Source organism: Curtobacterium sp. PvP017 (genome assembly GCF_054060195.1).
The window spans coordinates 180,827-206,295 of sequence record NZ_JBSSCY010000007.1 but is presented as its reverse complement, the minus strand read 5'-3'; the positions used below and the strand labels follow the sequence as shown (position 1 = coordinate 206,295).

The following is a 25,469-nucleotide window of genomic DNA, read 5'->3' as shown; positions in this document are numbered from 1 at the left end:
CCGTCGCGCGGGTGCCCCCCCCCCCCGGCCCCCCTCGCCCCCCGACCCCCCGCGGGGGGGGGGGGGGCGGGGCCGGGGGGTGGGGGGGGGGGGGGGGGGGGGGGGCCCCCCCCCCCCCCCGCCTCCCGTCCGTTCGTGGTCGCGCCCATGGCACCTGGTTCCGGACACGGAACCACGGAACGGCGCGGTGTGGTGTCCGGAACCTGGTTCCGCGAGGGGCGCGTGCTTGGATGGTTCCGTGACTGACGCACCCATCGCTGACGAACCCGCCTCGTTCGAGGTCACCGAGTCGACCGTCGTGTACGAGGGCGCCGTCTGGGACGTCCGGCGGGACGCGATCGCCTACAACGACGAGACGATGGTCCGCGAGTACATCGACCACACCGGTGCCGTCGCGGTCTACGCCGAGGACGACGAGGGCCGGGTGCTCGTGATCCAGCAGTACCGGCACCCGGTGCGCGTGCGCGACTGGGAGCTTCCGGCCGGCCTGCTCGACGTGGAGGGCGAGGACCTCCAGGTCGCCGCCGCGCGAGAACTCGCGGAAGAGGCCGACCTCGAAGCGGACACGTGGGAGCCGCTGGTCCGGTACAACACCTCGTCCGGTGGGAGCGACGAGTTCCTGCAGGTCTACCGCGCGCGGGGTGTCCGGCCCACGGCGACCGCGTTCGAGCGTGAGGCCGAGGAAGCCGACATCGTGAAGCGGTGGGTGCCGCGGGCGGAGCTGGTGGAGGCGATCCTCGAGGGACGGCTGCACAACTCCGGGCTCGTCGTGGCCGTGCTCGCCGTCGATGCGCTCGAGCGTCGCCGCGCATGAGCCTGCGCGAACTGGTCGACACGGCCAGCTGGACGCACGAGCCCGAGGCGGCAGTGCTCGACGGCGACGTGCTGCGCGTCACGGCCGTCGAGGGCAGTGACGCCTGGCGGACCACCTCGTACGGGTTCGTCCACGACTCCGAGCATGCACTGGTGGAGCGCATCGACGGGGCGTTCTCGGTCGAGGTCTCGTTCGTGCTCGACTACACGGAACAGTTCGACCAGGCCGGCGTCTTCCTGCGCGTCGACGAGCGGAACTGGATCAAGGCCGGTGTCGAGGTCTCCGACGGGACGCCGCAGCTCGGCGCCGTGGTGACCCGCGACTTCTCGGACTGGTCGGTGGCGCCCGTACCGGAGTGGGTGGGACGCGTCGTGACGATGCGGGTCAGCCGCGACGGCGATGCGGTGACCGTGCGGGCGTGGGCCGACGACGAACAGCCGCGCCTCGTCCGGGTCGCGTACCTCGATCCCGATGCCGCCGTGTCGGCTGGACTGCTGTGCGCTGCTCCGACGCGTGCCGGCCTGACCGTGAGCTTCACCGGGTACCGGGTCGGGGCGCCTGACGAGGCGCTGCACTGACCGTGCGCCTGCTGTCGTGATCCCGCTCGACCGTGCCACGGAGACGTACCTGCGGCACGTCGCGATCGAGCGCGGGCTGTCGCAACACACCTTGTCGGCATACCGGCGTGACCTCGCGGTGTTCACGTCGTGGTTGGCGACCGCTCCGGTGGTCGATTCCGACGGTGCCGACCGGGCCGGCGGGGCGTCTGCGATCGACGACGTCGGGCGGCTGGCGCGTGCGGACGTCTCGGAGTTCGTGACCCACCTGGCGACGAAGCCGGACGGTCCGCTGGCACCGAGGTCGATCGCCCGGATGCTCAGCTCGGTGCGGTCGTTCACGGCCTTCGCGGCAGGAGAGGGCTGGCTGCCGCTCGACCCCGGTACTGCCGTCCGGCCGCCGAAGGCCCCGATGCGGCTGCCGAAGGCCATCTCGGTGGAGGACATGGAACGGCTGCTGGGCGCGGTGTCCGTCGACGCCGACGACCCCGTCCAGTTGCGGGACAAGGCCCTGCTCGAACTGCTCTACGCCACCGGCGCGCGGATCTCCGAGGCGGTGGGGTTGTCGGTGGACGACGTGACCACGCTGTCCGACGACTCGGCTCCCGACGCCGACGGCCTCGCCGTCGTGAAGGTCACCGGCAAGGGGAACAAGCAGCGGGTCGTGCCGCTCGGCAGTTTCGCCCGGGCGGCGATCGACGCCTACCTGGTGCGTGCGCGGCCGGTGTTCGCGGCACGCGGGCCCTCGACGCCGGCGCTGTTCCTCGGCGCCCGGGGCGCTCGGCTCTCACGGCAGAGCGCGTGGCTCGTGATCCAGTCGGCGGCAGAGGCGGCGGGCCTCGAGGCGCACGTGTCGCCGCACACCTTCCGGCACTCGTTCGCCACACACCTGCTCGAGGGCGGGGCCGACGTGCGCGTGGTGCAGGAGTTGCTCGGGCACGCGAGCGTCGCGACGACACAGATCTACACGATGGTCACGGCGGACATGCTGCGGGACGTGTACCAGACGGCGCACCCGCGGGCGCGGCGGTAGGTCTCGGCGTTCGGCGGCCCCGGGCGTGCACTTCGTGAGCAGAAATGGTCGGGTCGCTGGTCGGCACCCGACCATTTCTGCTCACGAAGTCGGACGGTGACGCTACGGGCGCGTCAGAAGAGGTGGAACTGGGTCGAGGCCGCGACCGCGGCGGTCGCGACGGCCACGACGATGGCGCTCGCCGAAGCACTCCTCGCGAGCACACGCCACCCACCGGTCGCACCGGGGCGGACGACACCGATGAACCCGCACACGAGCGCGAGCGCGCTGCAGACACCCAGCGGGTTGCAGAGGATCGACGTCAGCGCCAGCAGCACCGCGAGCACCGTGAACACGCACAACCGTCGGTCGCGGGCGCCGCCGGACGCCCACGCGTGGGTCCGGATCGATGCCGTGTGCACGGAGAACGAGGGACCGACAGGTGCGACGACGATCGGCATGACCGGTTCCGGAGCGCTCGGCAGGACGCGCGTCGCAGCACCCCAGGCGTGACCGTCCCACCAGCGCAGACGGCTGGCGTCCTGCGGGTCCGGGAACCAGCCTGCGGCCGGCAGCGTCACGGGGACTCCTCGAGGTGCGGGGGAACGGTGCTCCTCGACGGTACGAGTCGGGACGGTCCTGCCACAGTCCCAAGGCGGGTGTCGGCACAAGTGCGGACACCCGGCGGTGCGCTACGGTCGGCTGGTGGCCACGACCCTCGACGACTTCTGGAATGAGCGGCGCGCCGAGGCCCCGGAGCTGCCCGTCGAGGCGCCGGAGGCGTGGTCGTTCGGTGCCACACCGGAGCAGGCTGACGAGCTGCTCGAGCTGGTGCTCCGAGGGGTCAAGGACGGTACGGCGTCTTCGCTCTGGGACTACGAGGCGTCGGGTGACCCGCTCCCCGTGACCGGTGAGTGCAGCATCGTGACCGACGGCGCCGGTGTTCCCCGGGCCGCCATCGAGACGACGGACGTCCGGATCGTCCCCTTCGATGCCGTCGGAGCCGAGCACGCGCGTGCCGAAGGCGAGGGCGACCGGACCCTCGAGCACTGGCGAAGAGTGCACGAGGCGTACTGGCGCGCGCACTCCGAGAACCCGCGCGGCTTCGAACCGGACATGCCGGTGGTCTGCGAGCGCTTCCGGCTGCTCTGGCCGACGCCGACGCCGACGTCAACGGCGTCGACGCCACCGCCGACCGTCAGCGCCTGATCGAGCAGGTCAGGCCGGGACGGGCGCCGCGTCGACCTCGGTGAACACGTCCTTCACGGCGGCGAGCAGCCGCGCGTTGAAGTCGACGCCGAGCTGGTTCGGCACCGTGACGAGCACGGTGTCGGCAGCGCGGACGGCCTGGTCGGCTGCCAGCTCCGCGACGAGGTCCTCGGGCGAGCCGATGTAGGACCGGCCGAAGCGTGCCAGTCCGCCGTCGAGGTGTCCGACCTGGTCCTGCCTCTCGACCTGTGCGCGGACGCCGAAGTAGTGCCGCGACTCGTCGTCGATGATCGGGATGATGCTGCGCGAGACGGAGACGCGCGGGGTCCGCTCCCAGCCCGACTCGGCCCAGACACGGCGGAAGCGTTCGATCTGCTCAGCCTGGAGCTCGTCGAACGGCACACCGGTGTCCTCGGTGAGCAGCGTCGACGACATCAGGTTCATACCCTGTTCGGCGGTCCACTCGGCGGTGGCCCGGGTGCCGGCACCCCACCAGATGCGGTCGCCGAGCGAGTCGGAGAGCGGGGAGATCGGCAGCGAACCGACCGAGCCGGTCATCTGCGGGTTGGCATTCGCCATCGGCTCGCCGGCGATGGCGCGACGGAACACGCTGGTGTGTGCGCGGGCCATGTCCCCGCCGTTCTCGTCGGACGCGTCCGGCACGTAGCCGAACTGCTGGTAACCAGCGAGGGCGGTCTCGGGTGATCCACGGGAGACGCCGAGCTGCAGTCGTCCGCCGGAGATGAGGTCGGTCGCCGCTGCCTCTTCCGCCATGTAGAGCGGGTTCTCGTAGCGCATGTCGATCACGCCGGTCCCGATCTCGATGCGGCTGGTCTTCGCGGCGATCGCGGACAGCAGGGGGAACGGAGCAGCCTGCTGCGGAGCGAAGTGGTGCACGCGGAAGTAGGCGCCGTCGACGCCGGCCTCTTCGGCAGCGACCGCGAGGTCGATCGCCTGCACCAGGGACTCACGCCCGCTGCGCACCTTCGACCCCGGCACGTCGCGCCAGTGTCCGAACGACAGGAACCCGATCTTCGTCATGTCGATGCGAACGCATCCGGAGAACCGCGCATTCCGTCGCGACTACGGTGTCCGCCATGGACGACCCCCGCCCGGCACTCGATGCCGAACGCGCCCGCAACGAACGGCTGCTCGCCGACGTCGAGCGGAGCATGCGCGACGTCAGCGACGCCCGGCAGGACGCCAACTCCGACGACGAGCACGACCCCGAGGGCGCGACCCTCGCGTGGGAGCGCGGCTCGCTCGGTGCCGTCCGCGACGCGGCACGGCAACGGATCGAGCAGGTGGACGCCGCGCTCGCGCGGCTCGATGCGGGCACCTACGGAACGTGCACGGTCGGAGGAGAACCGATCCCAGCGGCCCGATTGGCCGCCGTCCCGTGGGCCGCGACGTGCGTCGCGCACGCATGACGGGCCTCCCGGCAGACACCAGTTGACGGCCTGGAGGCACGGTGCGGGCCCGCCACGTCGCTCCCCTCACGCGCACCGCGCGTCCACCGCGTGCGCCGCGGATTCCCAGCCGCACGCCCTACGTTTTCGGCATGGACGGTGACCCGAACGACGGAACCGGCGAGAGCCGGGCCGAGGGTGCGCCCCGTCAGCGCTTCCAGTGGTTCCACGACGTGCGGACCTGGATCCACGCCCGACCGCACCTGCACCTGTTCTACAAGGTGCTCGTCGGAATCGTCGGCGGGCTGGTCGTCATCATCGGACTCGTCCTGGTGCCGCTGCCCGGGCCGGGGTGGCTCGTGGTGTTCATCGGCCTCACGGTGCTGGCGAGCGAGTTCCACTTCTTCCACAAGATCATCGTCTGGCTCAAGGCGCAGCTGCACCGCTTCTGGGACTGGGCCAAGCGGCACGGACCCAAGCGACTGCGTGACGCAGCCGACCGGGGCAAGGCCGACGTCGACGCCGCCCACACCGGTGCGGCGCGGACGGTCGGGGTGCGTGCGCGTGGACGGGCGCGCGGCGCCAACTCGGCGCACCCGGGTCACTAGGTCGGGTCGTCGCGGCCGTCACCGTGCTGTTTTCGTCACTGCGTGCGAGGTTGGTCGCTCGGTGCGGCGCTGCAGACTCGCACTGAGCGAGCAACCTCGCGCCGAATGGGCATTGCCGCACCGTGCGAGCGCGCCGCACCGTGCCGGCGCGCCGAGCGCGCCTACTCCGCAGCGACGCGGACCGACCCCGTGGCGGTGCGCTCGATGACCTCGGCGGCCTGCTCCTCGACGAGGGCCGCGTCCTTCGACACCAGCTGCAGCACGAGTGCGACGACGGCGGCGAGGACGATGAACCCGCCGTACCCGGCGATCACCGGGACCAGGCCGATCGACGGTTCGAGCAGGCCGCCGATGACCGCGGGGACCCCGAACGCCAGGTAGCTGACGACGTAGATCGTCGAGAGCAGGCCGGCGCGGTGCGTCGGCGCAGCGGTGGCGAGCAGCATCCGCAGCGGTGCCTGGAACCCGGCACCGAAGCCGATGCCGGCGATCGCGCTACCGACCACGAGGCCGGGCAGGGAGTGCGCCATCACGAACGCCACGGTCACGATCGGACCGAGCACCAGGGCGACGAGTCCGACGAGCACCGCACGACGTGCGTCCATGCGCTGCGTCGCTAGCCCGGTCAGTGCGCCGACGCCGGTCACGACGGCGATGAGTGCTCCGGCCGCGAAGTGGTTCGTGATGCCGAACACGGCACCGAGGGCCGAGGGGACGAGCGAGAGGAACATGCCACCGAGCGCCCAACTGGCGACGAGGGAACCGACGACCCCGCGGAACAGCCGGCGGGAGCTCCGCGGCACGCTGATCGTCGGACGCAGGGAGCGGAGGGCTCCGGGGCGCCGCTGGACCTGCTCGGGCACCACGAACAGCGCGAGGACGAGCAGGACGAGCAGTGCGCCGAACACCAGGTAGACGAGCTGCTCCGGCGCCGGACCCCACTGGACGAGCGCGCCGCTCGACATCGCACCGGTGGCCAGGGCGATCGGCGGGATGACGCCGTTCAGCACGCCGGCCAGGGTCGGGTGCCGCTCGAGCGAGTTGTCGATGAGGGCCGCGCCGAGCGCCCCGATGAGCAGCCCGACGGAGACGCCCTGCACGATGCGGTCGACGATGAGCGCGCCGACGCCGTCCGCGATCGCGAACAGCCCGAGCGAGAGGGCCACGCCGAGACCGCCGGCGACGAGCACGGGCTTGCGGCCGACGTGGTCCGACAGGCGTCCGGCGACGAGCAGGCTCGCGAGCAGCCCGGCGACGTAGATGGCGAAGACGCCGGTCAGCATGAGCGGCGTGAGGTGCCACTCGGCGGCGTAGACCGGGTAGATCGGCGAGGGGACCGCGGACGACGCGACCGACACCAGGAGCATCGCCGCGAGGATCCAGAACCCGACGACCGAGCGAGCTGACTGCTGCATGAGCATCCTTCCGATGGTCCGTTGTACGAGTGCATTCGTACCGCAGTCCGCTGTACGACGCAAGTCGTACAGCAAGCCGAACGGTGGTAGCGTCCCGTCCATGCCCGCGCACGTCGATGCCCCCGAGCGGCTGCCCCAGCCGTCCGTGGCCGAGATGGACCTCCCCGTCGTCCTGGACGCCCTGAGCGACCCGATCCGGCTGGCGATCCTGCACCGCTACCTCGTCGACGCGGCCGGTGGTGAACGGAGCTGCGGCTGGGTCGGCATCGACCGACCGAAGTCCACGCTCACCCACCACTTCCGGGTCCTGCGCGAGGCCGGACTGCTCGAACAGCACCTCGAGGGTCTGACCCGCATCAGCCGCGTCCGGATCGAGGACGTGCAGCAGCGGTTCCCGGGGCTGCTCGACCTGGTGCTCGACTGGCAGGTGCCTGCGGCACTCCTCCGCGACGGGATCGAGTCGTGAGCACGGTGCCCGGCGCGGGTGCCGGCGTGCACACACTCCCCGACATCGGGGCCGGGCCCGCCGTGTCGACGGCGCTCGCCGCGGACCTCGACGCCGCCGGCTTCACCGTCGACCGGGTCGACGCACTCTGGGGGACCGAAGCGGCCGCATCGCTGCACCGTGGGTCACGAGTCGCGGCCCTCCGTGCACTCGCAGCGCGCGAGACGACGCCGCTCGGCACACTCGCCACCCTGTTCGTGCTCGGGCTGCCGACGTCCCGAGCGGACGCCGCCGAGGCGTTCCCGACCGCCGGGCTCGACGCCGTGATCACGGCGGGGCTGCTGACCGGAGACGAAGCCGACGTCCGTCCGACGGTCGACCTGCGCCCCTACGCCTTCGTCGACGACCTCGGCGCCGGCAGCTGGTGGATCGTGTCCGACCTCGGGGAACTCGCCCTCGGGCACGCGATCAGCGAGGAGCACGTCCTCGGCATCGGCGGCGCCACCACCACGCTGAGCGGCCTGCAGGTACCCGTCCCCGTCCGCACGGTGCTCGACCTCGGTACCGGCTGCGGGATCCAGGCCATGCACGCCCGACGCTTCGCCGAGCACGTCGTCGCCACCGACATCTCGCGCCGCGCCCTCGACATCGCCCGCTTCAACGCGCAGCTGAACGGCATCGACGGGATCGACTTCCGGTACGGCTCGCTCTTCGAGCCCGTCGCGGGGGAGCGGTTCGACCGCATCGTCTCGAACCCGCCGTTCGTCATCACGCCCCGGCGGCCAGGCGTCCCCTCGTACGAGTACCGCGACGGCGGCATGGTCGGCGACGCGCTCGTCGAGACCGTGCTCCGAGGGCTGTCCGACCACCTCGAGCCCGGTGGGACCGCGCAGCTGCTCGGCAACTGGGAGTACCACTGGGGCGTCGACGGCCTCGACCGCGTGCGCGGCTGGTTCGCGGACACCGACCTCGACGCATGGGTCATCGAGCGCGAGCGCCAGGACCCGACGTCGTACGCCGAGACCTGGATCCGCGACGGCGGCACGAAGCCCGGAACGCCCGAGTTCGACACGCTGATGGGCGCCTGGCTCGACGACTTCGCGGACCGCCGCGTCACCGGCGTCGGCTTCGGCTACGTCGTGGCCCGTCGAGCCCAGCCAGGAGGAACGGCGAGCCTCCGCCGGTTCGAGCGCGTCCCCGAGACGCTCGGCTCCAACCCCGCAGGGCTCGGTGCCACGGTCGCTCGCGTCCTCGACGCGGCCGCCTGGCTCGCCGACCACGACGACGCCGCGCTCGCCGTGGCGCACCTGACGGTGGCGGGCGACGTCACCGAGGAGCGCTACTACTGGCCGGGCAACGACGACCCGACGGTGATGACCCTCGTGCAGGGCGGCGGGCTCGGACGACGGGTCGATGCGGACACGGCGCTCGCCGCGTTCGTCGGAGCGTGCGACGGGGACCTGTCCGTCGCCGCGATCGTCGGCGCGCTCGCGCAGATCACGGGTGTCGACGAGCAGGTGCTCGCCGCCGACCTGCTGCCGGCGGCGCGCGACCTGGTGCTCGACGGGCTGTTGCTGCCGGCGTAGCCGCGGTCGCGGGCGCTGTCAGCGCCCGTCGCGCCAGCTGTGCTCGGGGGCGTAGCCGAGCAGCTCGCGAGCCTTCTCCGACGACAGCAGCGAGCTGACGCCGTCGATGTCCGCGCGACGCTCGATGTCGGGCACGTAGCGCTCGACGAGCTCGATCGTCGGGGTGTCCATGACGGTGTCGGGGCTCGCGATGACGAACGCCTCGAACCCGGTGAGCTCGGCCTCGACGGCCTTGCGGACCGCCTGGGCACCGTCGCGCGAGTCGATGTACGACCACAGGTTGAAGGTCTTCGCCTCGGGGGTGGCGTCCCACGGGAACGCCGGGTAGTCCGTCTCGTCCATCACGTTCGAGAACCGCAGGCCGATCATCTTCAGCTCCGGGTCCCAGCGGGTGAAGTGGCGCGCCATCTCCTCTTCCACGGCCTTGCCGAGGGAGTACGACGACTGCGGGCGGACCGCGAACTCCTCGTCGACGGGCAGGTAGGGCGGGTGGTGCTCGCCCATCGGGATGCCGAGCAGGGTCTCGCTCGACGCCCACACCAGGTTCTTGATCTTCGCGGCGCGAGCGGCGTGGAAGACGTTGATCGACGCCGTGACGTTGTTCGTGATGAGCGCCACGTCGGGGACCTGCCCCGGAGCGGGGACGGCCGCGAGGTGCACGACGGCGTCCACGTGGTCGTAGCGGTCGTCGACGCCGAGCAGGGCGTTCAGCACCTGGCCGTAGTCGGTCAGGTCGATCCGAACGAACTGCACGCCCTCAGGCTGGTCGGGGGAGGGCACGCGGTCGAGCAGCACCACGTCGTACCCGTGCGCATCGAGGTCGCGCACCACCGCTCGTCCGAGCTTGCCGCTGCCGCCGGTCACCACTACACGCGTCATCGCGTCACTCCACATCGTCGTCGGGTCGCCCTGACGGGCACGCCCCATCCTGCCCGGCGCTGCCTGACCCGACCAGGCCCTGTCCGTACCCCGCTGTCGCCGCGCGAACCAGGTTCCGGACACGACACCACGGAATCGCGCGGTGCTGTGTCCGGAACCTGGTGCCGGCGGGGAGCGCCCGGCGGGGAGGGCGAGAGACGCGTCAGGCGGTGGGAGCGACCTGGGCCATCGCGAGCCGGGCGACGAGCTCGACGTGCTGCGCCATGTCCCGCGAGGGGTCGAACAGCCACTGGATCTGCATGCCGTCGGACACCGCGAGCAGCACGCTCGTCAGTTCCTCGGCGTCGACGTCGGAGCGGAGCCGTCCGTCCTGCTGCATGGCGCGGAAGTCGGCGGACAGGTCGCGACGGCTGCGCTCGTAGCGCTCCTGGAAGTACGCGTGCGCCGGGTGCTCGGGGTCGGTCGCAGCGGCGGCCGACAGGTTGACGAACATCTGCACCAGGCCGGGGACCTCGGCGTTGTGCCGGACGATCGCGGCGAGCAGCGCGGCCGGGTCCGACGCCTGCCAGTCGTGCTGCAGGTCGAGCTCGTCGCGTCGCCGCAGGATCTCGACCCAGAGCTCGTCCTTCGAGTCGAAGTAGTGCAGCAGGCCGGCCTGGGTCAGTCCGACGGCGTCGGCGATGTCCTTGATGCTGGTGCGGCGGAAGCCCTGCGAGGCGACGAGGTCGAGCGCGACCGTGAGGATCTCCTCGCGCTTCGCGATGCCCTTCGCGTACGAACCCCGTCGTGCCATGGCAGGACTGTACCGCTCGGAGTGCACCCCTAAAACCTAGCCAGGCTTGGTTTTGGTGTTACGGTGGCACGAGCCGCCGACGAAGGCGTGCGAGTCACCGACGCAGGTGGCGCACCCGAGAAGAGGTTGCAGTGGCCAAAGACGCCCTGACAGTCAGCGACACCCCGACCGCCGTCGCCCCCACGCACGGCCGAGGGGCCCCGCTCATGTACACGCTCGGCATGCCGATCGCGATGCTCGGCCTGTACATCGCCCTTTTGCCACCGGTGCTGGTCGCCATGGCGCTCAAGGTCGCCGAGATCGCGCCGGACAACCAGGCGGGCGTCCTCGGTCTGGCACTCGGCGTCGGCGCGTTCGCCGCGATGGTCGCCAACCCCCTGGCCGGTCGCTTCAGTGACCGGACGTACGGGAGGCTCGGCATGCGTCGTCCGTGGATCATCGGTGGCACCGTGGTCGGCTTCGCGGGCCTCGTGGTCGTCGCGACGACCACCTCCACCGTCGTGCTGGTCATCGCGTGGGGCGTCACGCAGATCGCCTACAACGCCACGATCGCCGCCCTGACGGCCGTCCTGCCGGACCACGTCACGCGGTCGCAGCGTGGCCGGGTCGCGGCGCTGCTCGGGCTCGCCCAGAACCTCGCGCTGGTCGGCGGCACCTTTCTCGTGCAGCTCTTCTCGACCTCGGCGACGCAGATGATCATCCCCGGCGCGATCGGGTCGATCGTCGTCGTGCTCTACGCGCTGGTGTTCCGCGACCGCGTGCTCACGAACCGGCCGACGTCGAAGCTCGGCATCGGGCAGGTCTTCGGCTCGTTCGTCTTCAACCCCGTGAAGCACCCGGACCTCGGATGGGCCTGGCTCACCCGGTTCCTGATGGTCGCCGCGCAGTACACCGCGGTGAGCTACCTGACGTACTTCCTGCGGGACGACATCGGCGTGGACAGTGACCACGTCGCGAACGCGGTGTTCCAGGGCACGCTGTGGAACGTCGTCGGCATCGTGCTCACCTCGCTCATCGCCGGCTGGCTGTCGGACAAGCTCGGCCGCCGCAAGCTGTTCGTCGCGGTCGCCGGCATCGTCGGCGTCGTCGGGCTCGTCATCATCGCGCTCGCGCCGTCCCTGGGCATGGTCCTGGTGGGCGAGTTCGTGATGGGTGCCGGCATGGGTGTCTTCTACGCCGTCGACCTGGCGCTCATCACCGACGTGCTGCCGTCCGACGAGGACAACGCGAAGGACCTCGGCGTCGTCAACATCGCGCAGGCCCTGCCCCAGTCGATCGTCCCCGCGGCGGCCCCGGGCGTCATCGCCCTGACCGGCGGGTACAGCGGCTTCTTCATCACCGGTGCCGTCGTCGGTCTGCTCGGCATCGCCTCGGTGTCCCGCATCCGCGGCGTGCGCTGACCACCTGTTCCGGCTCTGAACGAAAGGACCGATCACCGTGACCACCGTGAACGACGTGACCGACGCCTCCAGTACGGCTGAGCGCATCGACGCGCTCGTCGACCAGCTGACGACCGACGAGAAGGTGCAGCTCCTGACCGGGCGCGACTTCTGGACCACCTGGCCGATCGAGAAGATCGGGCTGCGCCGCATCCTGATGTCGGACGGCCCTTCCGGCGTCCGGGGTGAGGTCTGGGACGAGCGCGACCCGTCCCTGAACCTGCCCTCGGCGACCGCGCTGTCGGCGTCGTGGGACCGCGCGATCGCCAAGCGCTACGGCGCCGCAGCAGCCGTCGAGGCCCGCCGCAAGGGCGTCGACGTCGTGCTCGGCCCGACCATCAACCTGCACCGCTCACCGCTCGGTGGTCGTCACTTCGAGGCGTTCAGCGAGGACCCCGTCCTGACCGGCGACCTGGCTGCGTCCTACGTCGACGGCGTGCAGGACAACGGTGTCGCCGCCACCCCGAAGCACTACATCGCGAACGACTACGAGACCGACCGCTTCACGGCGTCGACCGAGGTGTCCGACCGAGCCCTGCGCGAGCTGTACCTGCTCGCGTTCGAGAAGGCCGTGACCGAGGCGCACGCCTGGGCGATCATGTCGTCGTACAACTCGATCAACGGCGTCACCGCGTCGGAGCACGACCTGCTCGAGACCCCCTTGAACTCGGAGTGGGGCTTCGACGGCATCGTCGTGTCCGACTGGACCGGCGTGCGCTCGGTCGACTCGGCGAAAGCGTCGCAGGACGTCGCGATGCCCGGACCGAACCAGTGGTGGAGCGAGGGGCCACTCCTCGCCGCGGTGCAGTCCGGCGACGTGCCGATCGAGGCCGTCGACCGCAAGGTCCGCCGCGTCCTGACCCTCGCTGCCCGTGTCGGAGCACTCGAGGGCTTCGAGCCCGTCGCCGAGCAGCCCGTGCACGTCGAGGACGGCGTCGCGTTCGTCCGCGAAGCCGAGGCCGAGGGCACCGTCCTCGTCCGCAACACCGGCGTCCTGCCGCTCGACGCGCCCGCCGTCTCCCGCATCGCCGTCATCGGTCACAACGCCGACCAGGCCCGCACGCAGGGCGGTGGCTCGGCCACGGTCGTGCCGTCGCAGGTCGTCTCGCCGCTCGACGGGATCCGCTCGGCGTTCCCGGGTGCCACGGTCGACTACGCCATCGGTGCCGTCGTGCAGGAGGGCATCGCGGAGTTCCCGCTGTCCACCATCACGAACCCCGGCACCGGCGAGCCCGGCGCCCGCGTCGCCTTCGTCAAGGACGGCGAGGAGCTGTACGTCGAGGACCGCCGCGCCACCGCGCTGTTCTGGTTCGGCGGCGACGCCCCCACGCGTGAGGCCGACCGGCTCGACATCACCACGACCTACACCGCGCCGTCCACCGGCACCGTGCGGATCGGCATCGGCGCGGCCGGCCGCTCGCGCATGTGGATCGACGGCGAGCTGCTGCTCGACGAGGACGTGCCGTTCGAGGGCGACCAGCTCGGTGCGGCGTTCCTCAACCCGCCGGCACGGTCGGTGCCCGTCGAGGTGACCGCCGGGCAGGACGTCGCGATCCGCATCGAGTACGACGTCATCCAGGACGAGACCCTCGGCGGGGTGCTCGCGTACCAGTTCGGCACCGAGCCCAGCGACGAGGACCCGTCCGTGCTGATCGACGCGGCGGTGTCCGTGGCCCGGTCCGCCGACGTCGCCGTGGTGGTCGTCGGCACGAACTCGAAGGTCGAGTCCGAGGGCTACGACCGCTCGTCGCTCGCGCTGCCCGGCCACCAGGACGACCTGGTCCGCGCCGTCGCCGCGGCGAACCCGAACACGGTCGTCGTCGTGAACGCCGGCTCGCCCGTCGAGATGCCGTGGCGGAACGACGTCGCCGCGGTCCTGCTCACCTGGTTCGGCGGTCAGGAGTACGGCAACGCACTCGCCGACGTGCTCACCGGCGTCCAGGAGCCCGGCGGCCGACTGCCCACCACGTGGCCGGTCGCGATGGCCGACGTGCCCGTGCTGGACGTGACCCCCGTCGACGGCAAGGTGTCGTACGACGAGGGTGTCCACATCGGGTACCGCGCCTGGCTCCGTGCCGGTACCGAGCCCGCGTACCCGTTCGGGCACGGCCTCGGCTACACCTCGTGGACGATCGACGGGGTGGCGGCGACCCCGACCGTGTCCGAGGGGGATGCGGTCATCGTCACCGCGACGGTCGCGAACACCGGTGCTCGCGCCGGCAAGCACGTCGTGCAGGTCTACGCCTCGAGGGAGTCCTCTGCCGTGGACCGCCCGGTGCGGTGGCTCGTCGGGTTCGCCCCGGTCCGCCTCGGAGCGGGGGAGTCGACCGAGGTCTCGATCGAGGTACCGGCCCGGGCGTTCGCGCACTGGGACGGGGCCTGGCAGTACGAGTCCGGTGCCTTCACGCTGCACGTCGGGGCATCGGTCAGTGACGAGTCCGGAACAGCGGCCCTCGAACTGGAGTGAGCGGGTTCGTCCGGTTTCCGCGCATCGACGACGCCTGTTGAGTACCATCGATGTGCGCCAGTCGGCTGGTTACCGTCGGCGCACGCACCGACTACGGGGTCGCTGGTTGTGCGACTCAGCCTCCTGATCCGGCTGACGATGCCCCAGCTTCCCCGGTGCGTCCAGAATGCGTCCCCGCGTCCGCGCGGGGGCGCATTCGTCCGTTCCGGCCCGGATCCGCGCCCGATCGGTCTTCAGTCCGGCGAACCGGTTGACGGACTTCGTGCAATCCGGGCAAAACGGATGAAGGATGATCAACTTTCTTCGCCCGTGGGTCCATCTCGGTGTGACAAACCGCTCGGTAGGTGGAACGATGGTCCCACCATCCCGTGCGGATCAGGGACGAGATGGTCATCCGGCAGGGCTCTCGGGACTCACCGATCCGATCTGAGCCCGCCGGATGTCCTGATCCGTCCTCAGGCCCGCAGCGCCGGTGCGATCTCCTCGGCGACGATGCGCAGGATCCGCTCGTGGGCGACCACGTCCCCGTTCGCGGGCAGGGTGATCACCAGCTCGTCCGTCGCGGTGACGGCGGGGTCGGCGAGCAGTGCGTCGACGATGGCGGACGGCTCGCCGGACAGGACCTTGCTGAACCGGAACGGGGGACCGGAGAGCGGCCGGCCCTCGTCGTCCATGCCGGCGGCGTACCCGGTCAGGAACTCCTCGTGCACCGCGCGGTCGTGGTCGTCGAGCAGCGGGACCACGATGCGGCCCACCGCGACCTTCGACGTGCGGCCGGTCTCGCCGTGCAACTCGGTGAACCGCTCGCGGTAGGCGGCGATCTGGTCCGCCTGCGCCTGGGCGAAGGGAGCGCCGGTGTCCTCGGTGTTCAGGGTCGAGCAGTGCAGGAGCAGCCCCTTCTCGGCCGTGCGCACCGCCGTGCCCATGCTGCCGCCGCCCCACCAGACACGATCGCGCAGACCGGGGCTGAGCGGCTGCAGGGCGAGGTCGGCGCCCGCCGGGATGCTCTCGTACCCCTTGCCCGCGCTGCCGAGGGGCTCGCCCTGCAGGACCTCGAGCAGGCGGGCCGCGCGGGCCTCGGCCTCGTCGCGGAAGGGACGGTCGACGGCGCCGAACACCGGGTCGAGGATCGGCCCGTACCCGGCGATGCCCGTGCTGATGCCGAGCTGCACCCGCCCACCGCTCAGCAGGTCGACGGTGCTGGCGTCCTCGGCGAGCCGGACCGGGTCCTCGTACCGCATGCCGAGCACCGCGGTGCCGAAGGCGATGGTGCTCGTGCGCTGAGCCGCGGCGGCGAAGAAGGTCATCGGGCTCGTCAGGAACGGCTCGAAGTGGCGACCACGGACCCAGCCCGTGCCGTAGCCCAGGGACTCGGCCGTCTCGAACAGCCGGAGGCCGTCCTCGAGGGCGCTCGCCGCACCCTCCGTGCCGCCGTGGTTCGGGACGAAGGTGAGGAAGCCGAGTTCGCGCATGACGCGAGTCTATGCGCGCGTATGGAGCCGGGCCTCCCGGTCATCCGTCCCCGACCACCTCGTCACCGCAGCCTGGGAGGATGGGCGCATGACCGACGTCACCACCGTGCCCCCGCTCGTCGCCGCGATCCCGGCGGCGGTGGACGGCGTCGTCGACCCCGACGAGGTCTACGAGGCCTTCGCGGCATGGGCCGAGGAGGGCGGACGGCCGCTGTACCCGGCGCAGGACGAAGCGGTCATCGAGCTCGTCTCCGGCGCGAACGTCGTGCTGAGCACCCCCACCGGCACCGGCAAGTCGCTCGTCGCGGCCGGCGCGCACTTCGCCGCGCTCGCCGAGGGCAAGCGGAGCTACTACACGGCACCGATCAAGGCGCTCGTCTCCGAGAAGTTCTTCCAGCTCGTCGAACTGTTCGGCGCGCAGAACGTCGGCATGGTCACCGGCGACTCCAGCGTGAACGGCGACGCACCCATCGTCTGCTGCACCGCCGAGATCCTGGCGAACCTGGCCCTGCGCGAAGGCCCGGACGCCGACGTCGACGTCGTGGTGATGGACGAGTTCCACTTCTACGGCGACCCCGACCGCGGCTGGGCGTGGCAGGTGCCGCTGCTCGTGCTCGAGCGTGCGCAGTTCCTGCTCATGTCGGCCACCCTCGGCGACGTCACCACCATCGCCGACGACCTGTCCCGACGCACCGGCCGACCCACCGCCCGCGTGACGGGTGTCAGCCGACCGGTGCCGCTCGAGTACGAGTACGTGATGACGCCCGTGCAGGAGACCGTCGAACGGCTGCTGGAGGAGGGCAAGGCACCGATCTACATCGTGCACTTCGCCCAGGCCGCGGCGCTCGAACGGGCGCAGTCACTGATGTCAGCGAAGGTCGCTGATCGGGCGCGTCGAGACCAGATCGCGGAAGCGATCGCGGGCTTCCGCTTCAGCGCCGGCTTCGGACAGACCCTGTCCCGCCTGATCCGCGCCGGCATCGGTGTCCACCACGCCGGCATGCTGCCGAAGTACCGACGGCTCGTCGAGCAGCTCGCACAGCGCGGGCTGCTGCCCGTCATCTGCGGCACCGACACCCTGGGCGTCGGCATCAACGTGCCGATCCGCTCCGTGCTGTTCACCGGACTGACGAAGTTCGACGGCACGAAGATGCGCCAGCTGTCCGCGCGCGAGTTCCACCAGATCGCGGGCCGTGCCGGACGCGCCGGGTACGACACCGAGGGCGACGTCGTCGCCGAAGCCCCCGAGCACGACATCGAGAACGCCCGCGCCGTCGCCAAGGCCGGGGACGACCAGAAGAAGAAGAGCAAGATCAAGCGGAAGAAGGCACCGGAGGGGTTCGTGTCCTGGGGGCAGGCCTCGTTCGACCGGCTCATCGGCGCCGAACCGGAACCGATGGTGTCGCGGATGCGGATCACGCACGCGATGGTGCTGTCGGTGGTGGCCCGCGGGGGTTCCGCGTTCGACGAGGTCCGGTCGCTGGTGTTCGACAACCACGAACCGCGCTCCCGCCAGCTCGCGATGGCCCGGCGCGCACTCGTCATCGCCCGGACGCTGATCAACGCCCAGGTCATCGAGCGGGTGCCGGGGCCTCCGGTCACGTACCGCCTCACCGTCGACCTGCAGTCGAACTTCGCCCTCAACCAGCCGCTGTCGCCGTTCGCGCTCGCCGCGTTCGAACTGCTCGATCCTTCGTCTCCCACCTACGCGCTGGACATGGTCTCGATCGTCGAAGCCACCCTCGACGACCCGCGCGCGATCCTGTCGCAGCAGCAGTTCAAGGAGCGCGGTGAAGAGGTCGCCCGCATGAAGCGGGAGGGCATCGAGTACGAGGAGCGGATGGAGCTGCTCGAGGAGGTCACCTGGCCTCGCCCCCTGTCCGAGCTGTTGGAGGCGGCCTACGAGGCGTACGCGGCTGAACAGCCGTGGGTCCTCGACTTCCAGCTCTCGCCGAAGGCCGTCGTCCGCGACATGTACGAGCGCGCGATGACCTTCGGCGACTTCGTGCGGTTCTACCAGCTCACCCGCTCCGAGGGGCTCGTGCTCCGGTACCTGTCCGACGCCTACCGCACCATGCGCCAGACCATCACCGAGGAGCAGCGGAACCCGGAGCTCGACGACCTGATCGAGTGGCTCGGCGAGGTCGTCCGGCAGACCGACTCCTCGCTCGTCGACGAGTGGGAGGCGCTGCTCAACGGTGACGTCCTGCTCGCCCTGGCCGAGGAGCAGGAGATCGCGCCGCCGCAGCCCGCACGGCTCACCGGCAACGTGCGCGCCTTCACGGTGCTCGTGCGGAACGCGCTGTTCCAGCGGGTGCTGCTCGCCGCGCGGGACGACGTCGACGGCCTCGGCGCGCTCGACGCGGCTGCCGGGTTCGACGGGGACGCGTGGGACGCGGTGCTCGAGGAGTACTACGAGTCGCACGACGAGATCCGCACCGACGCCGACGCCCGGTCGATGTCGTACCTGGTGCTCGACCAGACGGGAGCGACGGGTGCCGGGGCGACGGCGGCTGCGGGTGCATCGCGCGTGTGGCGTGCACGGCAGATCTTCGCGGACCCGTCGGGCGACAAGGACTTCGGGTTCTCGGCGACGATCGACCTCGACGCCTCGGACGAAGCCGGCGAGGCCGTCGTCCGGGTCACCGAGATCGGACGGTTCGACGGGTGGACCGACGTGGACGTGGACTGATGCCGGGCGGTGCTGGTCCGTTCGTCGTGCGCGCGCTCGGCGCTGACGACGTCGACGCGTTGCAGGCGCTGCTCGAGACCGTGCCGGACTACGCCGAGCGGATCACCGGGTACCCGCCGGGGCCGTCCGACGGACTTAGCGCACTCGTGTCGGTGCCGGACGGCTTCGACCCGGCGGGCAAGCACGGGATCGGGCTGTGGGACGGCGACGCGCTCGTGGCGTTCGCAGACGTCCTGCTCGGGTACCCCGCACCGACCACGGCGTACATCGGTCTGCTCATCACCCGTGGTGATCGGCACGGTGCGGGGCTCGGACGCAGGCTGCACGAGGCCGTCGTGTCCCTGGCCACCGATGCCGGCGCCGGCCGACTGCGGCTGGGCATCGTGGCGACCAACGCCGCCGGTGCCGAGCCGTTCTGGCGAGCGCTCGGGTACGCGCCGACGGGGGAGCGGAAGCCGTACCGGTACGACCGGCTCGAGAGCACCGTGGCGCTGTGGGAGCGGGCGGTCTGATCCTCGTGGGGCAGGAGTGCGTTCAGTGCTCCGGGAGGTATTCGTGCCGGAACTCAGCGACAGCCGATGCGATGTGCTCGTAGTCACGGTCGGAGCTCAGAACCGTCGCCCCGTTGCAGACGGCGTACGCGGCGATGTGGACGTCGACCGGCCCGGCGCCGCGCACGTGTCCGTTGCGCCACAGTGCGTTCTGGATACTCGTCACCGCCGTCACATCAGGGTGGGTCGACGCTTCGAGGAACGCCGCCATGTCATCGCGATGGTCGTCGTGGTCGGAGCTGGACTGCGCTGAGTGGCAGTACTCGAGTACCTGCGGAGGGCACGTCAGGATGAGGTCCTGAGTCGCGATCTCCCGCAGGCGCTGAGCGATCGCCGGGGAGCGGTGCGCTTTCCACCAGACCGAGTTGTCGACGATGTACGTCGCCATCAGGGGTGCAGTTCGTCCGCGGCCGTCGGGTCTGCGGCGAAATCCCGGGCGATGATCCGCTCGACCGCCGCAGGCTGCCGTCGCACAGCGATGAGTGTCTCGAGCGCGCGCTGGACGACCTCTCTGTTCGAGCGTGCTCCGGTGAGTTGCTTCGCGTCCTCGAGGACTCGCTGATCGAGGTCGATCGTCGTCACTGCCATGAGCACCTCCAGTTTATACAAGCCACTATATACGCTGGCCGGTTCCTATCGGCCGATGAGGCCCTTCGCCACCAGGCTCCGGGCCGCCGCCACGATCGCCTGGTGGGGATCACGAGGTGTCCAGCCGAGCACGGTGCGGGCTCGCTCGTTCGAGGCGCGCTTGGCGTAGCCGAGGTCGGGCACCATCGCACGGAACTGCGGCTGGGTCTCGGCCGCGGTCCGTACGACGTCGTCGGGCAGTGTCTGCGTCGGGACCGCCCGGGCGTCGTCACCGAGGTGCTCGCGCAGGGTGGCGGCGATCTCGGCCATCTCGAGCGCCGGACCGTTCGAGAGCAGGAACCGCTTGCTCGCCGCGTTCGGTTCGGTCGTCGCGGTGACGTGCGCCGCGGCGACGTCACGGACGTCGACGATGGGGATGAACAGCCGCGGGGTCGCGGGCATCGCCCCGGAGAGCATGGACTGCAGGATGTGGTTCGCGCCGGACACCGCGTGCCCCATCGCCGGACCCATCACCGCGACCGGCATCGTCGTGACGAGCTCCGGCGCACCGGGCTCGGACGCGACGAAGTCCCAGGCGGCGCGTTCGGCAAGGGTCTTGCTCGTGCCGTAGGCATCGACCCCGGGCCCGTCGAGCACCGTCCAGTCGGCCTCGGTGAACACGTGGTCGGAGTGCGGGTGGCCCCAGCTGACCGCGTGGAAGGCCGAGGTCAGCACGACGCGATCGACTCCGGCCGCGTGTGCGGCGCGCAGCACCCGCAGTGTCCCCTCCACCGCCGGACGGATCACGGAGTCCTCGTCCTCGACGTGGCCGGGCATCACCGGCGAGGCGACGTGGTGCACGACGTCGATGTCCGCGACCGCCTGAGTCCATCCGTCATCGGACGTCAGGTCGGCGGCGACGAACTCCAGCCGGTCGTCGGCGGTCAGGCCGGCTTCGGCGAGGACCGCACGGACCGCGGGTTCACGCTCGAGGGACCGGATCGTGGTGCGGACGCGGTGCCCGGCGTCGAGCAGCTGCAGGATCAGGTGGCCGGCGATGAAGCCGGAGCCGCCGGTGACCAGGACGTGTTCGGTGTTCTCTATGCGTCCAGCATCGTCTCGGGGTCGGATGCGGACCAGTGCCTCGGTGTTCCTGGGTCTCCCAGGCCCAGGCTGACCGAGTTCGTCGGTCAGAAGAGTGTGGCCGGCGGGGTCGCCTCGGGCAGTGCGGACGGCTCGGTGACCTCGACTCCGGGCCAGCCCGGACCGTGCGGCACGTCGGTGTGGTTCTGGTACGCGGTGGCGGCACCACGGGCGCGGACGTCGGCGGCCTCGTTCATCTCGTGACCGACGTGGCCACGGACCCACTCGAACGTGACCTTGCGGCCCTGCAGTTCGGCGTCGAGCTCCTTGATGATCTCGACGTTCATGACCGGCTTGCCGTCGGCCTTGCGCCAGTTCTTCCGTTTCCACCCTGCGAGCCACTCGGTGCAGGCCTTGATGGCGTACTGGCTGTCGCACAGGATGTGCAGCGGTTCGCCGGTGTCCTTCGTCGCGCGGAGCAACTGCAGGACGGCCGTGAGTTCGCCGATGTTGTTCGTTGCCCGGGGCCAGCCACCGGCGGCCCAGCGGTCGTCGTCGACGTACCAGGCCCAGCCGGCGGGGCCAGGGTTGCCGAGGGCTGAGCCGTCTGCTGCGGCGACGATCGTCACGAGGGGACCTCCTGGTCGGGGCTGGTGCCCGTCGAGCGTAACGGACGGTCGCGTGCCGTCCGCGCCGAGGTCAGCGGCGCGCGGGATCGATGTTCAGCGTGTTGCCCTCGAGCAGCCAGTCGTCGGCGCGCGGCTTCATGTACGGGTTGAGCCACTGCACCTCGGCCGGTGTGATGCCGAACCGCTCGGCGACGGTCGAGAGCTCGTCACCGTGGGCCACCAGGTAGCCGGCCGGGCTGCCGTCGGCCTGCGTGACGATGCCATACGCCCCCGGTCGGTCCTCGCCCACGGTGACCCGCAGGTCCGGGTAGGGGTTCGGGATCGTCCACGTGAGGTCAGCGGCGGCGAGCACCGATCCGACCCACGGGCGCTTCGACGGGTCTTCGTCCGGCACCGACGCGGGGACGAGGACGACACTGCGCAGGTAGTCCGGTCGTGCACCGGCGTCGTTCATCACCACGGTCTTCGGCGGGCCGGAGGCGGCGGTCCACTCGGTCGTGTCCCGCGCCGAGGCGTCACCGCCGTCGAGCGGGCTCGCGTGCCGGTGGCGGAACTGCAGGCTCATCTGCTGCGGGTTGGTCGTGCGGTAGCCGGAGAGCTGCGCGGTGAACGTGCCGCTGTCGTTCGCAACGATGCGGACGTGGATGCTCGTGTCACCGCTCGGGGACGTGACGTCGGTCTCCGCAGCGACCGTGCCCGTGGGCAGGACCTGCTCGACCTCGTCCGGGTCGTCGTCGACCTGTTCGGTCGTGAGCGTCGGATCGGGGATCGGCTCCGCCGTGCGCTCGGCCGCCTGTCGGGTCGGCTTCGGCAGGGGGTCCTCCCCGCCGAACGCCGTGCAGCCCGTCAGCAGCAGCCCGACCAGTGCCGTGCCGACGACCGCGCTCGCCGCGGTCCGCTTCCGTCTCATCGTTCCCCCCACGTCGGTGAGCGTACCGCCGGGGTCGAGCACGACCGACCGTCGTGACCGAACTGTCACTCGGGGCACACGGACTACCGTCCGGGGGCATGAGCGACAGCATCCCCCAGGCCCCCGGCCCCGAGCCGTCCGACGATCGTGCACGCACCGACGCACTGCGTGACGCCGCCCACAGCGACGACGTCGACGGGGTCAGCGAGCGCGAGCAGCGGGCGGCCGACACCGCGTACAGCCCGTCGAGCGAGCGCGAGATGGACGCGTCGCAGACGAAGCAGCGCGACGACGCCGACCTGCGTGCGGACGGCATCGATCCGTCGAAGGTCATCGCCGCACCGGGCACCGGTGGCGCTGACGATGCCGGTGACGTCGAACCCGAGCCCGGTGCCCTGCACCTGCCGTGGCAGTCCGAGGAGGACCGCCGGGGCTAGCTCGGCTACGACACCGAGTCGGGGTGCGAGCCCGTTCGCTGCCCGGACTCGAGCGTGGCGATCGCCGCGAGCTCGTCGTCGCTGAGCACGAAGCCGTCGACATCGAGGTTCGACCGGATCCGCGAGGGCGTCACCGACTTCGGCAGCACCACGACCCCCTGCTGCACGTTCCACCGGACGAGGACCTGTGCGACGCTCACCCCGTGGGCGTCCGCGATGCCGGTGAGGACCGGTTCGTCGATCAGCCGTCCGCGTCCGAGTGGCGACCAGGCCCCGGTGACGATGTCGTGCTGCTGGTGGAACGCGACGAGCTCGTGCTGGGGGAGCCACGGGTGCCGTTCGACCTGGTTCAGCGCCGGGACCTCGCCCGTCTCGTCGATGAGTCGTTGCAGGTGCGGCACCTGGAAGTTCGAGACCCCGATGCTCCGCGCCCGACCGGAGTCGCGCAGTTCGACGAGCGCGCGCCAGGTCTCGACGTAGCGGTCGTTCGCCGCGGCGGGCCAGTGGATGAGGTAGAGGTCGACCGCGTCGAGCCCGAGCCGCTCGAGGCTGCCGTCGAAAGCCCGCAGGGTCGCGTCGTGCCCCTGGTGGTCGTTCCACACCTTGGTCGTCACGAAGACGTCGTCACGGTTCAGTCCGGAGGCCCGGATCGCCTTCCCGACGCCGGTCTCGTTGCCGTACATCTCGGCGGTGTCGACATGGCGGTAGCCGGCGTCGAGCGCGAGACCGACCGCCGTCTCGGCCTCGGTGTCGTCGACCTTGTAGACGCCGAACCCGATCGCGGGGATCGCGGCGCCGTCGCGGAGGGGAAGTGAACTGACCATGCACCCATCCTGCCGGTGCGTGGCGGGCGCGCGCCGGGCCTCCCGGTCGTCTGTGGAGAACGCGACCCGCGTCCCGGGCGCACGTTCCTTCCCACACCGGCTGCGATGGCAAGTGGAAACGGGCGTACCTGGTCGGAACTCCCGACCAGGTACGCCCGTTTCGACAAGGTATGCCCGAAACCGCACGCTCAGGTCGGCAGGTGCACCGGCTCGGTGTCGGGGAGGGGGCTGGCGTCACGGCCGCGCAGGTCGGGCAGCCAGCTGCGCATCGCCAGGGGGAGCAGCACGCCCAGGCCGGCCATCACGGCGCCGACGGTGAAGCCACCGACGGGGCCGCTGCCGTCGATCAGGAAGCCGGCGATCGCCGAACCGCCGGCGGCACCGATGAGCTGGCCGGTGCCCATCCAGCCGTAGGCCTCGGCCGTGTCGGAGAACTTGACCGTGGCGGACACCGAACCGAACATCACCGCGAGGGCCGGCGCGATGCCGATGCCCGCGATGACGAGGGCGAGGCAGAGCCACCAGAAGTTCGTGCCGCCCAGGGCGAGTGCGAGACCGACGAAGACGATGGCCATGCGCGTCCACAGGGTGTTGGGGGAGATCGGACGGTGGCCGAACGCCAGGCCACCGAACAGCGACCCGACCGCGAAGACGGCCAGGACGATGCCGGCGTTCGGGCTGCCCTCGCCGAAGACGCTGGTGACGCTGGCCTCGACCGCGGCGCACGCCCCGATGAGCAGCAGACCGGTCAGGGTGGCGACGACGACCGACGGGCGCTTCAGGACCACGCCGAACGCGCGCTTCGAGCGGGGGATGCGGACACGGCCGAGCTCGGGGGAGGCGATGAACCACGTGCCGCCGACGACGAGGAAGACCATGGCGACGACGATCGCCTCGACCGTCCCGATCTGGGTCGCGACGAACGTGGTGATGACCGGGCCGGCGACCCAGATGAGTTCCTGGGCGCTGGCGTCGAGGGAGAAGAGGGGAGTGAGCTGCGATGAGGTCACCATCTTGGGGTAGATGGTGCGCACCGCCGGCTGCACGGGCGGGACCGCGAGACCGCCGAGGAACCCGACCACCACGTAGCCCCAGAGTGGCATGAGCACGAAGCCGATGACCCCCATGCTCACGAGCGCGACGATGCTCGTCAGGATGAGGACGGGGCGCATGCCCCAGCTGCCCATCCACCGGCTCGTCAGCGGACCGGCCAGCGCCTGCCCGACACTCGTCGTCGCGAGCACCAGACCGGCGGCGCCGTAGGAGTGGAAGACGTGTTCGACGTGCAGCAGGTAGGCCAGCGACAGCATCCCGAACGGGAAGCGCGCGGTGAGCTGTGCAGCGATGACGCGACCCACGCCGGGGGTCTTCAGGAGGGGGCCGTACGTGCTCACGAGACGAGTGTACGGACCGGACGGAACGGGGTGTCACCCGTCCGGGGGAGGTGTGGAGGAGGTCCTCGTCGACACCGTTCTCAGACACGCCGACGGGAGGTGTCGAGAACTTCCGTCCACAGCTTGTGGAGAGTGTCGGTGGTGGGTGCGAGAGTGGCGGAAAACCGGGCCTCCGGGAATCCACAGTCTGTGGATCGGGTTGTGGAAACTACAGGCGTGTAACACTTTCTCTTGTGGTCGACGGGTCCGCCTGGCACAACATGTAGTAGCGTCGTCC

General features: G+C 70.9%; 26 protein-coding genes. 13 read left to right on the top strand and 13 right to left on the bottom strand.

Features of this window, described 5'->3' with window-relative positions:
* Positions 1-238: 238 nt before the first annotated feature.
* The 3 genes from ACVKXF_RS14820 to ACVKXF_RS14810 are packed head-to-tail and all read left to right on the top strand — an operon-like array spanning position 239 to position 2,404.
* A complete protein-coding gene (locus ACVKXF_RS14820; protein ID WP_456796190.1) occupies positions 239-814 on the top strand; it encodes an NUDIX domain-containing protein in 576 nt (191 codons plus the stop codon).
* Positions 811-1,392: a DUF1349 domain-containing protein gene (locus tag ACVKXF_RS14815; protein ID WP_456796189.1), complete on the top strand. Its 582-nt coding sequence runs from the start codon at positions 811-813 to the stop codon at positions 1,390-1,392. The genes ACVKXF_RS14820 and ACVKXF_RS14815 overlap by 4 nt, the downstream gene beginning before the upstream one ends.
* Positions 1,393-1,411: 19 nt before the next feature.
* Positions 1,412-2,404, top strand: a complete 993-nt coding sequence (locus ACVKXF_RS14810; RefSeq protein ID WP_396291135.1) for a site-specific tyrosine recombinase XerD — start codon at positions 1,412-1,414, stop codon at positions 2,402-2,404.
* 113 nt (positions 2,405-2,517) lie between these two features.
* Here the strand turns inward: ACVKXF_RS14810 and ACVKXF_RS14805 are convergent, their stop codons facing one another.
* The gene (locus tag ACVKXF_RS14805; RefSeq protein WP_456796188.1) at positions 2,518-2,964 is read right to left on the bottom strand and encodes a DUF2510 domain-containing protein; all 447 of its coding nucleotides are present in this window, start codon (positions 2,962-2,964) and stop codon (positions 2,518-2,520) included.
* A gap of 124 nt (positions 2,965-3,088) precedes the next feature.
* Between ACVKXF_RS14805 and ACVKXF_RS14800 the strand changes: the two genes are divergently transcribed.
* A complete protein-coding gene (locus ACVKXF_RS14800) occupies positions 3,089-3,592 on the top strand; it encodes an ASCH domain-containing protein (protein WP_456796187.1) in 504 nt (167 codons plus the stop codon).
* Between the two features lie 9 nt (positions 3,593-3,601).
* Here ACVKXF_RS14800 and ACVKXF_RS14795 read toward each other — a convergent pair whose 3' ends face one another.
* Positions 3,602-4,633, bottom strand: coding sequence for an LLM class flavin-dependent oxidoreductase (locus ACVKXF_RS14795; protein ID WP_456796186.1), 1,032 nt, complete (start codon positions 4,631-4,633; stop codon positions 3,602-3,604).
* Between the two features lie 56 nt (positions 4,634-4,689).
* On the opposite strand from ACVKXF_RS14795, the gene ACVKXF_RS14790 reads away from it, so the two are divergent.
* Together ACVKXF_RS14790 and ACVKXF_RS14785 are read left to right on the top strand one after the other, a co-directional pair.
* Positions 4,690-5,022, top strand: coding sequence for a TraR/DksA family transcriptional regulator (locus ACVKXF_RS14790; protein ID WP_340195626.1), 333 nt, complete (start codon positions 4,690-4,692; stop codon positions 5,020-5,022).
* 131 nt (positions 5,023-5,153) lie between these two features.
* Entirely contained in the window at positions 5,154-5,609 is a 456-nt protein-coding gene (locus ACVKXF_RS14785; protein WP_456796185.1) for a TIGR02611 family protein, read from the top strand.
* A gap of 161 nt (positions 5,610-5,770) precedes the next feature.
* Here ACVKXF_RS14785 and ACVKXF_RS14780 read toward each other — a convergent pair whose 3' ends face one another.
* Positions 5,771-7,024 (bottom strand): MFS transporter, encoded by a 1,254-nt coding sequence (locus ACVKXF_RS14780; protein WP_456796184.1) that lies wholly within the window; start codon positions 7,022-7,024, stop codon positions 5,771-5,773.
* Positions 7,025-7,124: 100 nt separating this feature from the next.
* Here ACVKXF_RS14780 and ACVKXF_RS14775 point away from each other — a divergent pair, with 100 nt between their 5' ends.
* Both ACVKXF_RS14775 and ACVKXF_RS14770 read left to right on the top strand, forming a co-directional pair.
* Entirely contained in the window at positions 7,125-7,490 is a 366-nt protein-coding gene (locus tag ACVKXF_RS14775) for an ArsR/SmtB family transcription factor (RefSeq protein ID WP_123314349.1), read from the top strand.
* Positions 7,487-9,055: a DUF7059 domain-containing protein gene (locus tag ACVKXF_RS14770; RefSeq protein WP_456796183.1), complete on the top strand. Its 1,569-nt coding sequence runs from the start codon at positions 7,487-7,489 to the stop codon at positions 9,053-9,055. The genes ACVKXF_RS14775 and ACVKXF_RS14770 overlap by 4 nt, the downstream gene beginning before the upstream one ends.
* A gap of 18 nt (positions 9,056-9,073) precedes the next feature.
* On the opposite strand, the gene ACVKXF_RS14765 is transcribed toward ACVKXF_RS14770, so the two are convergent.
* Positions 9,074-9,934 carry an NAD-dependent epimerase/dehydratase family protein gene (locus tag ACVKXF_RS14765; protein ID WP_123314392.1) on the bottom strand — a complete coding sequence of 287 codons (861 nt, stop codon included), beginning with the start codon at positions 9,932-9,934 and terminating at the stop codon, positions 9,074-9,076.
* 202 nt (positions 9,935-10,136) lie between these two features.
* A complete protein-coding gene (locus ACVKXF_RS14760) occupies positions 10,137-10,727 on the bottom strand; it encodes a TetR/AcrR family transcriptional regulator (RefSeq protein WP_456796182.1) in 591 nt (196 codons plus the stop codon).
* Positions 10,728-10,858: 131 nt separating this feature from the next.
* Here ACVKXF_RS14760 and ACVKXF_RS14755 point away from each other — a divergent pair, with 131 nt between their 5' ends.
* Both ACVKXF_RS14755 and ACVKXF_RS14750 read left to right on the top strand, forming a co-directional pair.
* Entirely contained in the window at positions 10,859-12,127 is a 1,269-nt protein-coding gene (locus ACVKXF_RS14755; protein ID WP_260233168.1) for an MFS transporter, read from the top strand.
* A 37-nt stretch (positions 12,128-12,164) separates the two neighbouring features.
* Positions 12,165-14,633 carry a glycoside hydrolase family 3 protein gene (locus tag ACVKXF_RS14750; protein ID WP_456796181.1) on the top strand — a complete coding sequence of 823 codons (2,469 nt, stop codon included), beginning with the start codon at positions 12,165-12,167 and terminating at the stop codon, positions 14,631-14,633.
* 455 nt (positions 14,634-15,088) lie between these two features.
* Here the strand turns inward: ACVKXF_RS14750 and ACVKXF_RS14745 are convergent, their stop codons facing one another.
* On the bottom strand, positions 15,089-16,105 hold the full coding sequence (locus ACVKXF_RS14745) for an LLM class flavin-dependent oxidoreductase (RefSeq protein ID WP_123314345.1): 1,017 nt from the start codon (positions 16,103-16,105) through the stop codon (positions 15,089-15,091).
* A gap of 88 nt (positions 16,106-16,193) precedes the next feature.
* Between ACVKXF_RS14745 and ACVKXF_RS14740 the strand changes: the two genes are divergently transcribed.
* On the top strand, positions 16,194-18,797 hold the full coding sequence (locus tag ACVKXF_RS14740) for a DEAD/DEAH box helicase (protein WP_456796180.1): 2,604 nt from the start codon (positions 16,194-16,196) through the stop codon (positions 18,795-18,797).
* Positions 18,773-19,309: a GNAT family N-acetyltransferase gene (locus ACVKXF_RS14735; RefSeq protein WP_456796179.1), complete on the top strand. Its 537-nt coding sequence runs from the start codon at positions 18,773-18,775 to the stop codon at positions 19,307-19,309. Before ACVKXF_RS14740 ends, ACVKXF_RS14735 begins: the two co-directional genes overlap by 25 nt.
* Positions 19,310-19,331: 22 nt before the next feature.
* On the opposite strand, the gene ACVKXF_RS14730 is transcribed toward ACVKXF_RS14735, so the two are convergent.
* The 5 genes from ACVKXF_RS14730 to ACVKXF_RS14710 all read right to left on the bottom strand — a co-directional run bounded on the left by ACVKXF_RS14730 (position 19,332) and on the right by ACVKXF_RS14710 (position 22,549).
* Positions 19,332-19,736: a PIN domain-containing protein gene (locus tag ACVKXF_RS14730; protein WP_123314342.1), complete on the bottom strand. Its 405-nt coding sequence runs from the start codon at positions 19,734-19,736 to the stop codon at positions 19,332-19,334.
* On the bottom strand, positions 19,736-19,936 hold the full coding sequence (locus tag ACVKXF_RS14725; RefSeq protein ID WP_123314341.1) for a type II toxin-antitoxin system VapB family antitoxin: 201 nt from the start codon (positions 19,934-19,936) through the stop codon (positions 19,736-19,738). The genes ACVKXF_RS14730 and ACVKXF_RS14725 overlap by 1 nt, the downstream gene beginning before the upstream one ends.
* 45 nt (positions 19,937-19,981) lie before the next feature.
* Positions 19,982-20,998 (bottom strand): NAD-dependent epimerase/dehydratase family protein, encoded by a 1,017-nt coding sequence (locus ACVKXF_RS14720; RefSeq protein WP_456796192.1) that lies wholly within the window; start codon positions 20,996-20,998, stop codon positions 19,982-19,984.
* A gap of 107 nt (positions 20,999-21,105) precedes the next feature.
* Positions 21,106-21,627 carry a ribonuclease H family protein gene (locus tag ACVKXF_RS14715; protein ID WP_111086567.1) on the bottom strand — a complete coding sequence of 174 codons (522 nt, stop codon included), beginning with the start codon at positions 21,625-21,627 and terminating at the stop codon, positions 21,106-21,108.
* Between the two features lie 70 nt (positions 21,628-21,697).
* Positions 21,698-22,549, bottom strand: coding sequence for a hypothetical protein (locus tag ACVKXF_RS14710; RefSeq protein ID WP_456796178.1), 852 nt, complete (start codon positions 22,547-22,549; stop codon positions 21,698-21,700).
* A gap of 86 nt (positions 22,550-22,635) precedes the next feature.
* On the opposite strand from ACVKXF_RS14710, the gene ACVKXF_RS14705 reads away from it, so the two are divergent.
* On the top strand, positions 22,636-22,974 hold the full coding sequence (locus tag ACVKXF_RS14705; RefSeq protein WP_456796177.1) for a hypothetical protein: 339 nt from the start codon (positions 22,636-22,638) through the stop codon (positions 22,972-22,974).
* 5 nt (positions 22,975-22,979) lie between these two features.
* On the opposite strand, the gene ACVKXF_RS14700 is transcribed toward ACVKXF_RS14705, so the two are convergent.
* Together ACVKXF_RS14700 and ACVKXF_RS14695 are read right to left on the bottom strand one after the other, a co-directional pair.
* Positions 22,980-23,798, bottom strand: a complete 819-nt coding sequence (locus ACVKXF_RS14700) for an aldo/keto reductase (RefSeq protein ID WP_456796176.1) — start codon at positions 23,796-23,798, stop codon at positions 22,980-22,982.
* A 188-nt stretch (positions 23,799-23,986) separates the two neighbouring features.
* Positions 23,987-25,192, bottom strand: coding sequence for an MFS transporter (locus ACVKXF_RS14695; RefSeq protein ID WP_456796175.1), 1,206 nt, complete (start codon positions 25,190-25,192; stop codon positions 23,987-23,989).
* Between the last annotated feature and the right edge of the window lie 277 nt (positions 25,193-25,469).